The organism is Helicobacter pylori Shi112, from assembly GCF_000277405.1.
GTDB classification, from domain to species: domain Bacteria; phylum Campylobacterota; class Campylobacteria; order Campylobacterales; family Helicobacteraceae; genus Helicobacter; species Helicobacter pylori_C.
Genome location: NC_017741.1, coordinates 98,212 through 113,442, shown reverse-complemented (window position 1 = coordinate 113,442; position 15,231 = coordinate 98,212). Strand labels below are relative to the sequence as shown.

Genomic DNA, 15,231 nt, shown 5'->3' with positions numbered 1-15,231 from the left:
CAGCCCTTTTAATTCAAAGGGGCGTTAGCCCTTTTTATCAGTTATTTTTATAAGTTAGAATGATGGATATTTATCAAAAAAACTTACAAGCTCTTTTCAAAAAAGACCCTCTTTTGTTCGCACAACTCAAAGCCATTAAAGAAAACAAAAAATACGAAGTGTTTTTAGGGAATGACAGCGCGAATTTCAACCTCTTAGATAAAGAAACAAACACGCCCTTATTTGAAAAAAGCCCGCTAGATTCAAGCTTAGAGCTATACAAAAATAGCGAAATTTACATGCTTTATCCTTATTTGTATTATTTTGGCTTGGGTAATGGGGTGTTTTATCGCTTGCTTTTAGGCAATGGAAATTTAAAGCGCTTGGTGGTTATTGAGCCTGAAATAGAGGTTATTTTCATCGTGTTGAATCTCTTGGATTTTTCCACTGAGATTTTAGAAAATCGTTTGATTTTATTGCATGCGGCTTTTTGCCATTACAACATGATCGCTTCATTGTTTGATATGGATAAAAAATCTCGTTTATACGCAAGAATGTATGATTTAAAACTTTTTAACGCTTATTATGAACGATACTCTCATCAAATGATAGAAATCAACCAGCATTTCACGCGCGCTTTAGAGCATGGCGCTATTAGCGTAGGCAATGACGCCAAAGACGCACTTATAGGCATCAAACAGCATGCCGCTAATTTGCCTGAAGTCATCAAAAGCCCTAGTTTAGTGGATTTTGTAAGCACTTTAAAAAACAGAGACACCGCTATTATTGTTTCAACCGGGCCCAGTTTGAACAAGCAACTCCCTCTTTTAAAAGAAATCGCGCCCTACGCCACGCTTTTTTGTATAGACGCTTCTTTCCCTATTTTAGCTAAAGCCGGTATCAAGCCTGATATTGTGCTGTCTTTAGAAAGGGTGGATTTAACGGCAAAATTTTACGAAGAAACCCCCTTAGATTTTCAAGAAGGCGTTATTTTTGCTCTGACTTCCATTGTGCATAAACGATTGATTCAAGCGATTAAAAAGGGGGTTAAACAATTCAGCTTCCGCCCCTTTGGTTACACCAACCTTTTTGGTTTGCACCAGTATGGCTATGTGGGCATAGGCATGAGCGCAGCGAACATGGCGTATGAATTAGTGGTGCATTCTCGTTTCAAAAGATGCGTGTTTATCGGGCAAGATTTGAGCTTTTCACAAAGCGGTAACAGCCACGCTAGTGGGGCGATTTATGGCGATAGAGAGATCAAGCCTAAAAAAGATAAAGACAAGATCTTTACAGAAAAATATGGGGGTAATGGGGAAGTAGAAACCACTTTAGTGTGGAAACTTTTCTTAGAATTTTTTGAAAAAGATATTTTTAACACGCCCTATAAACTGGAAGTCATTAACGCTACTGAAGGGGGGGCTAGGATTAAAGGGACTAAAGAAATGCCTTTTAAAGAAGTGTGCGAAAAAATAGACAAATCCAAGCCAAAGCCTCCTATCAATCTCATTTATCCCACTAAATCAGAACAGGCTAAAAATTTAAGGATCGCTAAACAAAAATGCGAAGAGATCATCAAATACGCCAATGAGAAAAAAACGCAAGTTGAAGAAGTGTTTTTGAAAGTGGCGCCATTTTTAGAAGAAGTGGAAAAGCTTCATGAAGAAAAAAAATTAGAAGAGCTGGATTTTAAAGCATTAGAAAATTTGAGCGCTGAAATTGATAACATTAAAGAGCTTTTTGATGACAAGCAATTCAATTCGTATTTTATGGATGCGATACAATCTTACATCTTCCACCAGGAATTGCATATCGCTGAAATCGTGTGTAAAAAAACGAATAATGAAGACGAATTAAGGGCTAAGCAATTGGAATACATTTACGCGCACAAATACTGGCTTTTTAGTTTGGCGGGTGGGATTGATTGCGTGATAGAAGCGATCAAAATGGCTTTGAAAGAATGGTAAAACCCCTTTTTAAGCGTATGTGTCTAGGCTGGAATAAATTTCAGGGATGTTTTCGCCATCAGCAAGGCTTTTCTCAACTTGGGATTTATCTTTAATCTCGCCGTCGTTATTGATAGCATTTAAAGCTTGTAACCTGTCAAAATCAGGGGCGTTTTGCGTATTATCTTGGCTGAAACCATCTTGAATATTGCTTTGTTGTAAATCCTGCTCTACCTGATTCCTATCCTTTATGGTTGCGTCATTATTGATATTGTTTAGGGTTTGGAACTGTGTGAAATTAGGGGTGTAATGGGTGTTGATGGTCATGTTTTATCCTTTTTAGCTTTTTACACGCTCAATCGTGGATCATCATTATAGCAATAATCCATTAAATCGCCTAGTCGTAAAACCTTGCATGAGTTTTCAATCAAATCAAAAACTTCCATGAGTTTAGAAAGCTCCCTGTGGTAGGCAAAAATCCCACACCCCTTAATGAAGACAAAATGTTTTTTGCTCTCTTGCAGTTGGCGTAAAATTTCTGTATCCGCTCTTTCTTGCCAGCTGTCATAGTCTTTGGGGTTAAAAATGGAAATTTCTTCGCCCAAAGAACGATACCCTAAATAATCCCTAGGGAGCAATCGGTTGTGGCGCAAGGAATACGCCAAACTATAAGGAGGGCGCGCATAAGCGATGAATTTAGCGTCCAAAAACTCCCTATACACGCTCGCATGAATGGGCGAATCCAGGCTCGCTTCTTTCCAGCGATAATCTATCTTGTCATGCAAAACCAATAAGGTGTTTTCATTCAATTGATCAAAAACAGCGTTCCTTTTATTGATCACAAATTGATTCGTGCCAATGCGCGCTGAGATAGAGCCTTGATAAAGCCCAAAAAAACCCTTTCTAAACATGGATAATGAAATGCTTTTGAGCGAATGAATCAGATTGCTGTCAATGCCTCTTGTGTGTGTGTTCATGTTTAGCATGATAACAAGTTTTATTCGTTTTGTCTAATAGAGGGCATAAGTTAGGGGATCGCTAAAATTAAATTAACTCTATAAAAAATCCTAATTTAATACTAGTAAATAAATTTAGTGATATAGACTAAACTTTAAAGAAAAATCGGGTAATTTTTATCACTTTTTTAAAACAAGTGATAGATTATTAACTTTTTGCGCTATAATGCGAGGGTTCTTTCATCAAGAATGGTGATTGACGAGATTTTTCAAATAATGATGTTAAAAAGAATTAAAGTAGGTTCTGATTTGAATAAAAAAGAGAGTTTGTTAGATGCGTTTGTTAAAACCTATCTGCAGATTTTAGAACCCATTAGCTCTAAACGCTTAAAAGAGTTGGCAAACTTGAAAATATCTTGCGCGACGATTAGGAATTATTTTCAAACCCTTTCTAAAGAGGGCATGCTCTATCAAGCCCATTCTAGCGGCGCTAGATTGCCCACTTTTAAGGCGCTTGAAAACTATTGGCAAAAGTCGTTGCGCTTTGAAATTTTAAAGGTAAATGAAAAACGCTTAAAAAGCGCGAGTGAAAATTTTGGGCTTTTCACGCTGTTAAAAAAACCGAGTTTGGAGCGTTTAGAAAGAGTCATTGAGTGCGAAAAACGCTTTTTGATTTTGGACTTTTTGGCGTTTTCTTGTGCGATGAGTTACAGCGTTAAAATGGAGAAATTTTTATTAGAACTTGTGGGTAGAAGCGTTAAAGAAGTGCGCTCAATCGCTGCTTCTGTCAATGCGTTGAGTTTGGCTAGGCAATTAGAGCGCTTGGAGTATTCCAACACGCAAATCACACGCTTTAATCTAATGGGGTTAAAAACGCTTTTAAACAGCCCTTTATTTTTTGACATTTTAGGGGGTAAGGTTTTAGAGCGTTTGAAAAAAGGTTTGCATTTTATAGAGCCTGATTGCATGCTAGTAACGCGCCCTATAGAATTTCAAAACAAGCGGATGCAACTGCTTTGCGTGGGGAAATTGGAATGCGATTATGAAGGGTTTTTTCAAACCATTTCTAAGGAGGAATAATGAAAGATAAACACAACCAAGAACACGATCATTTAAGCCAAGAAGAGCCAGAGTCTTGCGAAAAGGCTTGCGCTTGCAAAGAACAACAAGGTGAAGAAATGCAAGAAGCGAGCGAAAAAGAATGCGAGATTAAGGAAGATTTTGAGCTTAAATACCAAGAAATGCACGAAAAATACTTAAGAGTGCATGCGGATTTTGAAAATGTGAAAAAGCGCTTAGAAAGAGATAAGAGCATGGCGTTAGAGTATGCGTATGAAAAAATCGCATTGGATCTATTGCCAGTGATTGATGCACTTCTTGGGGCTCATAGAAGCGCAGCTGAAGAGGATAAAGAGAGCGCTTTAACCAAGGGCTTGGAGCTTACGATGGAAAAGTTGCATGAAGTTTTGGCAAGGCATGGCATTGAAGGGATTGAATGCTTAGAAGAATTTGATCCCAATTTCCACAATGCGATCATGCAAGTCAAAAGCGAAGAAAAAGAAAACGGGAAAATCGTGCAAGTTTTTCAGCAGGGCTACAAGTATAAGGGTAGGGTTTTGAGGCCGGCAATGGTGAGCATTGCTAAAAACGATTAAAAACATTTATTTTAAAAGAAAGGATAACGCATGGGAAAAGTTATTGGAATTGATTTAGGGACAACCAACTCCGCAATGGCGGTTTATGAAGGCAATGAAGCAAAGATTATTGCCAATAAAGAGGGTAAAAACACCACTCCTTCTATTGTAGCTTTTACGGATAAGGGCGAGATTTTAGTGGGCGAGAGCGCGAAAAGACAAGCGGTAACCAATCCAGAAAAAACCATTTATTCTATTAAGAGAATCATGGGCTTGATGTTTAATGAAGATAAGGCTAAAGAAGCCGAAAAACGCTTGCCTTATAAGATTGTGGATAGGAATGGGGCTTGCGCGATTGAGATTTCGGGTAAAGTTTATACCCCTCAAGAGATTTCAGCCAAAATTTTAATGAAGCTCAAAGAAGACGCTGAAAGTTATTTGGGCGAGAGCGTTACTGAAGCGGTCATCACGGTTCCGGCTTATTTTAACGACAGCCAAAGGAAAGCGACTAAAGAAGCCGGCACGATTGCAGGGCTTAATGTTTTAAGGATTATCAATGAGCCTACAAGCGCGGCGTTAGCTTATGGCTTGGATAAAAAAGAGAGCGAAAAAATCATGGTTTATGATTTGGGTGGGGGGACTTTTGATGTTACCGTTTTAGAAACAGGCGATAATGTTGTAGAAGTTTTAGCCACAGGGGGCGATGCGTTCTTAGGGGGCGATGATTTTGACAATCGTGTGATTGATTTCTTGGCGAGTGAGTTTAAAAGCGAAACAGGCATTGAAATTAAAAACGATGTGATGGCGTTGCAACGCTTGAAAGAAGCGGCTGAAAACGCTAAAAAAGAGTTGAGCTCCGCGATGGAAACTGAAATCAATTTGCCTTTTATCACCGCAGACGCTACCGGGCCTAAACACTTGGTGAAAAAACTCACTAGGGCTAAATTTGAAAGCTTGACAGAAGATCTAGTGGAAGAAACGATTTCTAAAATTGAAAGCGTGATCAAAGACGCAGGGCTAACCAAAAATGAAATTTCAGAAGTGGTGATGGTGGGCGGCTCCACTCGTATCCCTAAAGTCCAAGAAAGGGTGAAAGCCTTTATCAACAAAGATTTGAATAAAAGCGTCAATCCTGATGAAGTCGTGGCGGTGGGCGCGAGCATTCAAGGGGGCGTGTTGAAAGGCGATGTGAAAGATGTGCTTTTATTAGATGTTACGCCTTTAAGCCTTGGGATTGAAACTTTAGGGGGCGTGATGACTAAAGTGATTGATAGAGGCACGACTATCCCGGCGAAAAAATCTCAAGTGTTCTCAACCGCTGAAGACAACCAGCCCGCTGTGTCTATTATGGTTTTACAGGGTGAAAGGGAATTGGCAAGGGATAATAAATCTTTGGGTAAATTTGATTTGCAAGGCATCCCTCCCGCTCCAAGAGGCGTGCCGCAAATTGAAGTAACCTTTGATATTGACGCTAACGGGATTTTAACCGTGTCAGCGCAAGATAAAAATACCGGTAAAAGCCAAGAGATTAAAATTTCTGGCTCTAGCGGGTTGTCTGATAGCGAAATTGAAAAAATGGTTAAAGACGCTGAATTACACAAAGAAGAAGACGCTAGGAAAAAAGAAGTGATTGAAGCGAGAAACCATGCCGATAGTTTGGCGCACCAAACCCAAAAGAGCCTTGATGAGCATAAAACGAATTTGAATGAAAACGACGCTAACGAGATCCAAAACGCCATTAACGCCCTTAAAGAGTGCGTCAAAAACGATAACGCTACTAAAGCTGAGCTTGAAGACAAAACAAAAGCGTTAGCGCAAGCGGCTCAAAAATTAGGCGAAGCCATGGCGAATAAAAACAACGCCGAGCAGCCCAAGAAAAAAGACGATGATGTGATTGATGCGGAAGTGGAGTGAAACGCTTTAAAAACTTCTTTTAAGCGGGCGGTTTTAATGAAAACTTGCTTACTTTTTTGTGCTTCATTAATTGGGTATCAAAGCTAACTTTTGGGGGAAATCCCTAACAGAGAGTTCCTTTCTGTTAGGGGGTTATTTTTAATGGCTTGCACTAGATGGTTCTAATTCAAAATACGCAGTGGGGATTTGATTAAATTCGTTAGCAAAGCGTAAAAAATCGTTGGTAATCTTTTCAAGATGGGCTTCTAAATCGTCATAGATCTCTTGGTAGTATGTGTCTTTATTAGGATCAATGATTTTGTCATACGCTAGGCATTTTTGAGACACTCTTTTTCCCCATTCTCCTCTATGGATCGACCTATACAAAGATAAAATTTTTCTGCATCATTGAGCCAATAATAAGCAAATCAAAGGTAAAAATCTTTTTTTGGGGTTGGTATTTCACCATTGACAAACTCTTCCCCTAAAATATCCTGACGGCAAAAAGCGATTGATGGTTCATTGGATAAGTTCCCAGAGCCAAGACTGATTTTGCACGCATAACCCCATGGCGTTAAAAACTTGTTCAGTCCTTTTTGGCATGAACCATATTTTGGTATCTTTGGAGCTCTGCCTGTTTGTTTTTTCTCTTGCGCTTTAGCGTCTATTAGCGCTACAAATTCTCTTAACAAGTCTTGAAACGCTTTTCTTTGCTCCTCATTCCATTCTGTTTCTTTCATATCAACTCCTTAATCCATCTTAATAAGCCAACATTTTATCCTAAACTTATTCCATTTAACGAGTTTAGGCATAATCGCAAAATTGAGTTATTGTTATAGGAGGAATGATGATTATCACCACAATGCAAGACGCCATAGGCCGCACTCCCGTTTTTAAATTCACCAGCAAGGATTACCCCATTCCCACAAATTCCGCCATTTACGCCAAACTAGAGCATTTAAACCCGGGAGGGAGCATCAAAGATCGCTTAGGCCAATACCTTATAGAAGAAGGGTTTAGAACGGGTAAAATCACTTCTAAAACAACCATCATTGAGCCTACCGCAGGCAATACCGGAATCGCTCTAGCTTTAGTAGCGCTCAAGCACCACTTAAAAACCATCTTTGTTGTCCCGGAAAAATTCAGCGCAGAAAAACAACAAATCATGAGGGCTTTGGGGGCTAAAGTGATCAACACGCCTACTAGCGAGGGGATTTCTGGCGCCATTAAAAAAAGTAAAGAGTTAGCTGAAAGTATCCCTGATAGCTATTTGCCCTTGCAATTTGAAAACCCTAATAATCCCGCCGCTTACTACCACACCCTAGCCCCTGAGATTGTCCAAGAATTAGGCGTAGGGCTTACGAGCTTTGTAGCCGGGATAGGGAGTGGTGGCACTTTTGCGGGCACAGCTAGGTATTTGAAAGAACGCATCCCTACGATTCGCTTGATTGGGGTGGAGCCGGAGGGCTCTATTTTGAATGGGGGCGAGCCTGGGCCTCATGAGATTGAGGGCATTGGCGTGGAGTTTATCCCTCCTTTTTTTGCAAACTTGGATATTGATGGCTTTGAAACGATTTCAGATGAAGAGGGTTTTAGCTACACTAGGAAATTAGCCAAGAAAAACGGCTTATTAGTGGGGAGCTCTAGCGGAGCAGCTTTTGTAGCAGCATTGAAAGAAGCGCAACGCCTCCCAGAAGGCAGCCAGGTTTTAACCATTTTCCCGGATGTTGCCGATCGTTATCTCTCAAAAGGTATTTATTTATAAATTCATAAAAAGGAAAAATCATGCGCATGCAAACAAAATTAATCCATGGGGGCATTAGTGAGGATGCGACAACGGGGGCAGTGAGCGTGCCTATTTATCAAACTTCCACCTACCGCCAAGACGCCATAGGCCGCCATAAGGGCTATGAATACTCTCGCTCAGGCAACCCCACACGCTTTGCTTTAGAAGAACTCATCGCTGATTTAGAAGGGGGGGTTAAGGGGTTTGCTTTTGCCTCTGGTTTATCTGGAATCCATGCCGTTTTTTCCCTCTTGCAATCAGGCGATCATGTGCTATTAGGCGATGATGTCTATGGGGGGACTTTTCGCTTGTTCAATAAAGTGCTTGTCAAAAACGGGCTTTCTTGCACCATTATAGACACTAGCGATCTATCCCAAATCAAAAAGGCTATCAAACCCAACACCAAAGCCCTTTATTTAGAAACCCCTAGTAACCCCTTGCTTAAAATCACGGATTTAGTGCAATGCGCTAGTGTCGCTAAAGATCATGGTTTGCTCACTATCGTGGATAACACCTTTGCCACCCCCTATTGCCAAAACCCGCTTCTTTTGGGAGCGGACATTGTAGTGCATAGCGGCACCAAATACTTAGGCGGGCATAGCGATGTGGTCGCTGGGCTTGTAACCACTAGTAATGAAGCGCTAGCCCAAGAGATCGCTTTTTTCCAAAACGCTATCGGTGGGGTTTTAGGCCCTCAAGACAGCTGGCTGTTGCAAAGAGGGATTAAAACGCTAGGATTACGCATGGAGGCCCATCAAAAAAACGCTCTTTGCGTGGCTGAGTTTTTAGAAAAACACCCTAAAGTGGAAAGGGTTTATTACCCGGGTCTAAGCGCTCACCCTAACCACGAGTTGGCCAAAAAACAGATGCGTGGCTTTAGCGGGATGCTCTCTTTCACTCTCAAAAATGACAGCGAAGCGGTTGCTTTTGTAGAAAGCCTTAAATTATTCATTTTAGGCGAGAGTTTGGGCGGGGTGGAAAGTTTGGTGGGGATTCCAGCATTCATGACCCATGCGTGTATCCCCAAAGTGCAACGAGAAGCTGCCGGGATTAAAGATGGCCTGGTGCGCTTGTCTGTGGGGATTGAGCATGAACAGGATTTGTTAGAAGATTTAAAGCAAGCGTTCGCTAAAATAAAATAAAGGAGTTAAAAACATGAAAACGCCAAAAATGAATGTAGAGAGTTTTAATTTGGATCACACCAAAGTCAAAGCCCCTTATGTGCGTATCGCTGATCGCAAAAAGGGCGTTAATGGGGATTTGATCGTCAAATACGATGTGCGCTTCAAGCAGCCCAACAAAGATCACATGGACATGCCAAGCTTGCATTCTTTAGAGCATTTAGTCGCTGAGATCATCCGCAACCATGCCAGTTATGTTATAGATTGGTCGCCTATGGGTTGCCAAACGGGATTTTATCTCACGGTGTTAAACCATGACAATTACACAGAGATTTTAGAGGTTTTAGAAAAGACGATGCAAGATGTGTTAAAGGCTACAGAAGTGCCTGCCAGCAATGAAAAGCAATGCGGTTGGGCGGCTAACCACACCTTAGAGGGCGCGCAGAATTTAGCACGCGCTTTTTTAGACAAACGCACTGAGTGGTCTGAAGTGGGGGTTTGATTGGTTGGGGGTGATTTTCACTCCCCTACCCCCTTATTCATTTTAGCGTTACATTCCAATCAAAAATCATCGTATCAGTGTTAATATTATGTAAAAATTAATGCTATGAATCTCTTGTATTAGTAAGGATTTCAATGAAAAAATTGGTTTTAATCGTCTTTTTAACGCTAACGCTTTCAATATCTGCAAAAGAAGTGAAAATAGTATTTTTAGAAACTTCAGACATTCATGGGCGGCTTTTTTCGTATGATTATGCGACTGGCGAGCAAAAACCCAATAATGGCTTGACAAGGATTGCGGCTTTAATCAAAAAGCAGAGGGCTGAGAATAAAAATGTGGTTTTGATTGACAGCGGGGATTTGTTGCAGGGTAATAGCGCGGAGTTGTTTAATGATGAGCCTATCCACCCGTTAGTTTTAGCTGAAAATGATTTGAAATTTGATATTCGTGTGCTTGGGAATCACGAGTTCAATTTCAGTAAAGATTTTTTAGAGAAAAATATCAAGGGGTTTAACGGCGATGTTGTGAATGCGAATATCATCAAAACCGCGGACAATCAGCCGTTTGTAAAGCCTTATGCGATCAAGAAAATTGATGGCGTGAGGGTGGCAATTGTGGGGTATGTGGTGCCACACATCCCCACTTGGGAAGCTTCTACGCCTGAACATTTTGCAGGCTTAGAGTTTTTGGACGCTGAAGAAGCGTTAAAAAAGACCTTAAAAGAGCTAAAAGGGAAGTATGATGTTTTGATTGGCGCTTTTCATTTGGGGCGAGAAGATGAGAAAGGTGGCGATGGAGTCCCTGATCTAGCGAAAAAATTCCCGCAATTTGACATCATTTTTGCAGGGCATGAGCATGCGGTTTATAACACCAAAATAGGAAAGGTGCACACCATTGAGCCTGGAGCGTATGGGGCTTATCTGGCAAAAGGCGTGGTAATGTTTGATACCAAAACGAAGAAAAAAATCGTAACGACTGAAAATTTACCCACAAAAGGCGTGCCAGAAGATGAAGAATTAGCGAAAAAATACGAATATGTGGATAAAAAATCAAAAGAATACGCTAATGAAGTTGTCGGCGAAGTTACAAAAACCTTTATTGACAGGCCTGATTTTATCACAGGAGAAGAAAAAATCACTACGATGCCCACCGCCGCATTGCAAGAAACACCGGTGATAGAATTGATTAATAATGTGCAAAAATATTATGCAAAAGCCGATGTTTCAGCGGCAGCCTTATTCAATTTTGGCACCAATTTGAAAAAAGGGCCTTTCAAAAGAAAAGATGTCGCCTATATTTACAAGTTCGCTAATACGCTCATTGGAGTGAAAATAACGGGTGAAAATCTGTTGAAATACATGGAATGGTCGTATCAATTTTACAATCAGTTGCAACCAGGAGATTTGACGATCAGTTTTAATGAAAATATTCGTGGTTATAACTTTGATATGTTTTCTGGCGTGAAATACCAAGTTGATGTTACAAAACCCGCCGGATCAAGGATTATTAATCCGACAATCAACAACAAACCCATTGACCCCAAAGCGGTCTATAAATTAGCGATCAACAATTACCGATTTGGGACATTATCCAAGACATTAAATTTGGTTACAGACGCTAATAGGTATTATAATTCTTACGATGAATTGCAAGATAATGGGCAGATACGAGATTTGATCATCAAATACATCACGGAAGAAAAAGGCGGGAAGGTAACCCCTGAACTGGAACATAACTGGGAAATCATCAACTATAATTTCAAAAACCCGTTGCTGGAAAAATTGAGAGAAAAATTAAAAGAGGGGAGCATCAAAATCCCCACTTCAAAAGACGGGAGAACTTTGAATGTCAAATCCATTAAGGAAAGTGAAGTTAAATAAAATTTTTTATTTTTATTATTTTACTCTTAAGTTTAATTTAAAAAAGGGTGTTCTATAATCCTAGATTGTTGGCTTTTTACTTTTTTGGCGGTTTTCAAACAACCGGGGTTTAATTTTGTTTTGCATCCCTCATTTTTCGGGGGGGGCATTTAGAAGCTGAATTCTAAAATTAGGGTTTGACTTAAAAATGATTGATTAGGAGATGAATGGTGTTTTCTTCAATGTTTGCTTCGTTAGGGACTCGTATCGTGCTGGTCGTGTTAGCCGCGCTTATTTCTTTAGGGGGGCTTTTTATTGGTTTTGTAAAGGTTATGCAAAAAGATGCGTTAGCGCAACTCAAGGAGCATTTAGAAACCGAGCAATACAAAAAGCGTGAAAAAACGCTCGCTTACATGACAAAACTTCTTGAACAGGGCATTCATGAGTATTACAAAAATTTTGACAATACCACTGCAAGAAAAATGGCTTTGGATTATTTTAAACGCATTAACGACGATAAGGGCATGATTTATATGGTGGTGGTGGATAAAAACGGGATAGTCTTGTTTGATCCAGTCAATCCTAAAACCGTAGGCCAATCAGGGCTTGACGCTCAGAGCGTTGATGGGGTGTATTATGTTAGGGGGTATTTGGAAGCGGCTAAAAAAGGGGGAGGCTACACTTATTATAAAATGCCTAAATACGATGGAGGCGTGCCGGAGAAAAAATTCGCCTATTCGCATTATGATGAGGTGTCTTCAATGGTGATCGCAACGACTTCTTATTACACTGACATTAACACAGAAAATAAAGCGATCACAGAAGGCGTGGACAAGGTTTTTAATGAAAGCGCCACGAAATTATTCCTTTGGATACTGACAGCGACGATAGCGTTAGTGGTTTTGACGCTCATATACGCTAAATTAAGGATCGTGAAACGCATTGATGAACTGGTCCTTAAAATCAACGCTTTCAGCCATGGGGATAAGGATTTGAGGGCCAAAATTGATGTGGATGATCGCAACGATGAAATCTCGCAAGTGGGCCGTGGGGTCAATTTGTTTGTGGAAAACGCCCGCTTGATCATAGAAGAGATTAAAGGGACTTCCACCCTCAATAAAACTTCAATGGATAAATTAGTCCAAATCGCGCAAGAAACCCAAAAGAGCATGAAAAATTCATCAACCACCCTAGATTCCGTAAAAAATAAAGCCACTGGTATAGCGAGCATGATGAGTGCTTCCATAGAGCAGTCTCAAGGGTTAAGGAAGCGTTTGATTGAAACGCAAGCGCTTGTCAAAGAGAGTAAGGATGCGATCGGGGATTTATTTTCTCAAATCACAGAGAGCGCGCACACTGAAGAGGAACTCTCTAGCAAAGTGGAGCAACTAAGCCGTAACGCTGATGATGTCAAATCCATTTTGGATATTATCAATGATATTGCCGATCAAACCAATCTTTTAGCCCTAAACGCCGCTATTGAAGCCGCACGGGCCGGCGAGCATGGCAGAGGCTTTGCGGTGGTGGCTGATGAAGTTAGGAATTTAGCCGGGCGCACTCAAAAGTCTTTAGCCGAAATCAATTCCACTATCATGGTGATTGTCCAAGAAATCGATGCTGTAAGCTCGCAAATGAATCTCAATTCGCAAAAAATGGAGCGCTTGAGCGATATGAGTAAAAGCGTGCAAGAAACTTACGACAAAATGAGTTCCAATTTAAGCTCAGTCGTATCAGACAGCAATCAAAGCATGGACGATTACGCCAAATCCGGACACCAAATTGAAGCTATGGTAAGCGATTTTGTAGAAGTGGAAAAAGTGTCTTCTAAGACTTTAACTGATTCTTCAGATATTTTAAACATCGCTATGCATGTGAGCGAAACGACCATGAATTTAGACAAACAAGTGAATTTGTTTAAAACTTAATCAGGGGGAGTTGATTAAAAAAGGGTTGGATTGTTAAAAGTTTCTGTGATCACGGCGTGTTTTAATAGCGAAAAAACCATTGAAGACACCATTCTTTCCGTGCTTAATCAAACTTATAAAAACATTGAATACATCATTATAGATGGGGCTAGCACGGATGGCACTTTAGAAATCATTCAAAAATACAGAGATAAAATCGCTTGTGCAATAAGTGAAAAAGATGAGGGCATTTATGACGCTATGAATAAAGGCATAAAGCGTTCTAGTGGGGATATTATCGCTTTATTGAATAGCGATGATTTTTACAAAGATGAGTTTGTGGTAGAAAAAGTGGTGCATGAGTTTGAAAACAAAAATTGCGATAGCGTGTATGCGGATCTGGTGTTTGTCAAACCTGATTGTTTAGAAAAAGTGGTCCGTTATTATGAAAGTGGGGAGTTTGACCCTAAAACCTTGCTTTATGGCGTGGTGCCAGCGCACCCTACGCTTTTTGTCAAAAAAGCCATTTATGAACGCTATGGACTCTACAAAACCGACTATAAAATTTCAGCGGATTTTGAGATGATCATCCGCTTGTTTGTGGTGCAAAAAATAAGCTTTTCTTATTTGAAAGAAGTGTTAGTCGTCATGCGCACCGGTGGGGTTAGCGCAAGGGGGTTTAAAAGCCTTTTATTAAGGAATAAAGAAAATTTGAGAGCGTGCCAAGAAAACGGCATTCAAGCGAATGTTTTTTCCATGCTTTTAAAATACCCCAGAAAGATCATGGGCTTATTTAAAAGAGAATCTAAAGGGAGTCTAAAACGAAACGATTAAAGAAAGATTAGCGTTAAATCGTGGTTTGAATCTTTCTTGATGGTTATTGTAGGTGTAAAAAACATTCCTCACTAAAGGCATTTCAATCCCAAACTGCAAAGACAAATAGCCGATAAAATCCACGATAAAACCAAAGCGAAAGGGGGCTTGAAAAAAGGTTTTCTTACTTCTTGGGATGATTGTTGTGATAGCGCCGGATTTAATCGTATCCACCAATAACACCCCTTGCTCTAAAGCGATTCCCAAATAACTCCTAAAACGATAGGTTTTTTTATCCACAAAAATCCAAGAAAAATCTAACGCGCCCCCGTAATTTTGCACCATTAGGATTTGAGGCTGGGAGAGCGAAACGGAATGGGAATAGTTATAGACGCTAAAGATTCTAAAACCGACTTTAGGGTGGTTTCTTAAAAAATGCTCCAAGCCTGTAGCGGTATTAAACCCTATGCTATTAGCCATAAGAGTCAAGTTTTGATTAGTGGTTGAATAAGCGGCTTGCGAATAGTTGTATCCAAAAATAAAGAAAAACTTAAGGCTTTTTTCCAAAGCCCTTTTTAAGATTTGCTGGTTTTTGTCTAGGATTTTCTGTTTTTCATTGTTTTTATCAAGGGTTAGGGGTTTAGGTTTGTCGTCTTCATTCTTGTTTTTAAAATTTTCTAAGAATTGAGACCAAGTGATTTCTTTAGCTTCTAAAAAGAGTGGATTCAACGATAAAAAGAGATAAACACTAAATAGAGTTTTCAAATACAGCCTTAAACTTTTTGCGACTATTATGCCTAATTATCTTAAATTGATTTTAAATTACTTGCATGTTTTA

General features: G+C 40.0%; 13 protein-coding genes and 1 pseudogene. 10 read left to right on the top strand and 4 right to left on the bottom strand.

Annotation, left to right across the window (positions count from 1 at the left end; translation table 11 throughout):
• Positions 1-62: 62 nt before the first annotated feature.
• Positions 63-1,946, top strand: a complete 1,884-nt coding sequence (locus tag HPSH112_RS00575) for a motility associated factor glycosyltransferase family protein (protein ID WP_014662182.1) — start codon at positions 63-65, stop codon at positions 1,944-1,946.
• Between the two features lie 9 nt (positions 1,947-1,955).
• Here HPSH112_RS00575 and HPSH112_RS00570 read toward each other — a convergent pair whose 3' ends face one another.
• Both HPSH112_RS00570 and HPSH112_RS00565 read right to left on the bottom strand, forming a co-directional pair.
• Positions 1,956-2,252, bottom strand: a complete 297-nt coding sequence (locus HPSH112_RS00570) for a hypothetical protein (protein ID WP_000154709.1) — start codon at positions 2,250-2,252, stop codon at positions 1,956-1,958.
• A 20-nt stretch (positions 2,253-2,272) separates the two neighbouring features.
• On the bottom strand, positions 2,273-2,902 hold the full coding sequence (locus tag HPSH112_RS00565) for a class II aldolase and adducin N-terminal domain-containing protein (RefSeq protein ID WP_195727946.1): 630 nt from the start codon (positions 2,900-2,902) through the stop codon (positions 2,273-2,275).
• Between the two features lie 228 nt (positions 2,903-3,130).
• Between HPSH112_RS00565 and HPSH112_RS00560 the strand changes: the two genes are divergently transcribed.
• Genes HPSH112_RS00560 through dnaK form a run of 3 tightly spaced genes read left to right on the top strand, consistent with a single transcriptional unit; the run spans position 3,131 to position 6,429 of the window.
• Positions 3,131-3,961: an HrcA family transcriptional regulator gene (locus tag HPSH112_RS00560; RefSeq protein WP_000233952.1), complete on the top strand. Its 831-nt coding sequence runs from the start codon at positions 3,131-3,133 to the stop codon at positions 3,959-3,961.
• Entirely contained in the window at positions 3,961-4,536 is a 576-nt protein-coding gene (grpE, locus tag HPSH112_RS00555) for a nucleotide exchange factor GrpE (protein ID WP_000653242.1), read from the top strand. Before HPSH112_RS00560 ends, grpE begins: the two co-directional genes overlap by 1 nt.
• A gap of 30 nt (positions 4,537-4,566) precedes the next feature.
• Positions 4,567-6,429, top strand: coding sequence for a molecular chaperone DnaK (dnaK, locus tag HPSH112_RS00550; RefSeq protein WP_000521034.1), 1,863 nt, complete (start codon positions 4,567-4,569; stop codon positions 6,427-6,429).
• A 138-nt stretch (positions 6,430-6,567) separates the two neighbouring features.
• On the opposite strand, the pseudogene HPSH112_RS08455 reads toward dnaK, so the two are convergent.
• Positions 6,568-7,148 (bottom strand): annotated as a pseudogene (locus HPSH112_RS08455) (hypothetical protein).
• A 107-nt stretch (positions 7,149-7,255) separates the two neighbouring features.
• Here HPSH112_RS08455 and HPSH112_RS00540 point away from each other — a divergent pair.
• From HPSH112_RS00540 to HPSH112_RS00515, 6 genes are all read left to right on the top strand, one after another.
• Complete coding sequence (locus HPSH112_RS00540) at positions 7,256-8,173, top strand: O-acetylserine-dependent cystathionine beta-synthase (protein WP_014662180.1); 918 nt, start codon at positions 7,256-7,258, stop codon at positions 8,171-8,173.
• Positions 8,174-8,193: 20 nt separating this feature from the next.
• Positions 8,194-9,336, top strand: coding sequence for a cystathionine gamma-synthase (locus HPSH112_RS00535; RefSeq protein ID WP_001242840.1), 1,143 nt, complete (start codon positions 8,194-8,196; stop codon positions 9,334-9,336).
• Between the two features lie 13 nt (positions 9,337-9,349).
• A complete protein-coding gene (locus HPSH112_RS00530) occupies positions 9,350-9,817 on the top strand; it encodes an S-ribosylhomocysteine lyase (protein ID WP_000856642.1) in 468 nt (155 codons plus the stop codon).
• Between the two features lie 134 nt (positions 9,818-9,951).
• A complete protein-coding gene (locus HPSH112_RS00525; protein WP_000737607.1) occupies positions 9,952-11,697 on the top strand; it encodes a bifunctional metallophosphatase/5'-nucleotidase in 1,746 nt (581 codons plus the stop codon).
• 206 nt (positions 11,698-11,903) lie between these two features.
• Positions 11,904-13,601, top strand: a complete 1,698-nt coding sequence (gene tlpB, locus HPSH112_RS00520; protein ID WP_000232116.1) for a methyl-accepting chemotaxis protein TlpB — start codon at positions 11,904-11,906, stop codon at positions 13,599-13,601.
• Between the two features lie 30 nt (positions 13,602-13,631).
• Entirely contained in the window at positions 13,632-14,414 is a 783-nt protein-coding gene (locus HPSH112_RS00515) for a glycosyltransferase family 2 protein (protein WP_000922052.1), read from the top strand.
• Here the strand turns inward: HPSH112_RS00515 and HPSH112_RS00510 are convergent.
• On the bottom strand, positions 14,397-15,158 hold the full coding sequence (locus tag HPSH112_RS00510) for an outer membrane beta-barrel protein (RefSeq protein WP_000853719.1): 762 nt from the start codon (positions 15,156-15,158) through the stop codon (positions 14,397-14,399). The two genes, HPSH112_RS00515 and HPSH112_RS00510, sit on opposite strands and share 18 nt — an antisense overlap.
• Positions 15,159-15,231: the final 73 nt, after the last annotated feature.

Excerpts from the sequence above, each read along its gene's own strand:
- HPSH112_RS00575 (WP_014662182.1), top strand. The coding sequence starts at position 63 with ATGGATATTTATCAAAAAAACTTACAAGCTCTTTTCAAAAAAGACCCT.
- HPSH112_RS00570 (WP_000154709.1), bottom strand. The coding sequence starts at position 2,252 with ATGACCATCAACACCCATTACACCCCTAATTTCACACAGTTCCAAACC.
- HPSH112_RS00565 (WP_195727946.1), bottom strand. The coding sequence starts at position 2,902 with ATGAACACACACACAAGAGGCATTGACAGCAATCTGATTCATTCGCTC.
- HPSH112_RS00560 (WP_000233952.1), top strand. The coding sequence starts at position 3,131 with ATGGTGATTGACGAGATTTTTCAAATAATGATGTTAAAAAGAATTAAA.
- grpE (WP_000653242.1), top strand. The coding sequence starts at position 3,961 with ATGAAAGATAAACACAACCAAGAACACGATCATTTAAGCCAAGAAGAG.
- dnaK (WP_000521034.1), top strand. The coding sequence starts at position 4,567 with ATGGGAAAAGTTATTGGAATTGATTTAGGGACAACCAACTCCGCAATG.
- HPSH112_RS00540 (WP_014662180.1), top strand. The coding sequence starts at position 7,256 with ATGATTATCACCACAATGCAAGACGCCATAGGCCGCACTCCCGTTTTT.
- HPSH112_RS00535 (WP_001242840.1), top strand. The coding sequence starts at position 8,194 with ATGCGCATGCAAACAAAATTAATCCATGGGGGCATTAGTGAGGATGCG.
- HPSH112_RS00530 (WP_000856642.1), top strand. The coding sequence starts at position 9,350 with ATGAAAACGCCAAAAATGAATGTAGAGAGTTTTAATTTGGATCACACC.
- HPSH112_RS00525 (WP_000737607.1), top strand. The coding sequence starts at position 9,952 with ATGAAAAAATTGGTTTTAATCGTCTTTTTAACGCTAACGCTTTCAATA.
- tlpB (WP_000232116.1), top strand. The coding sequence starts at position 11,904 with ATGGTGTTTTCTTCAATGTTTGCTTCGTTAGGGACTCGTATCGTGCTG.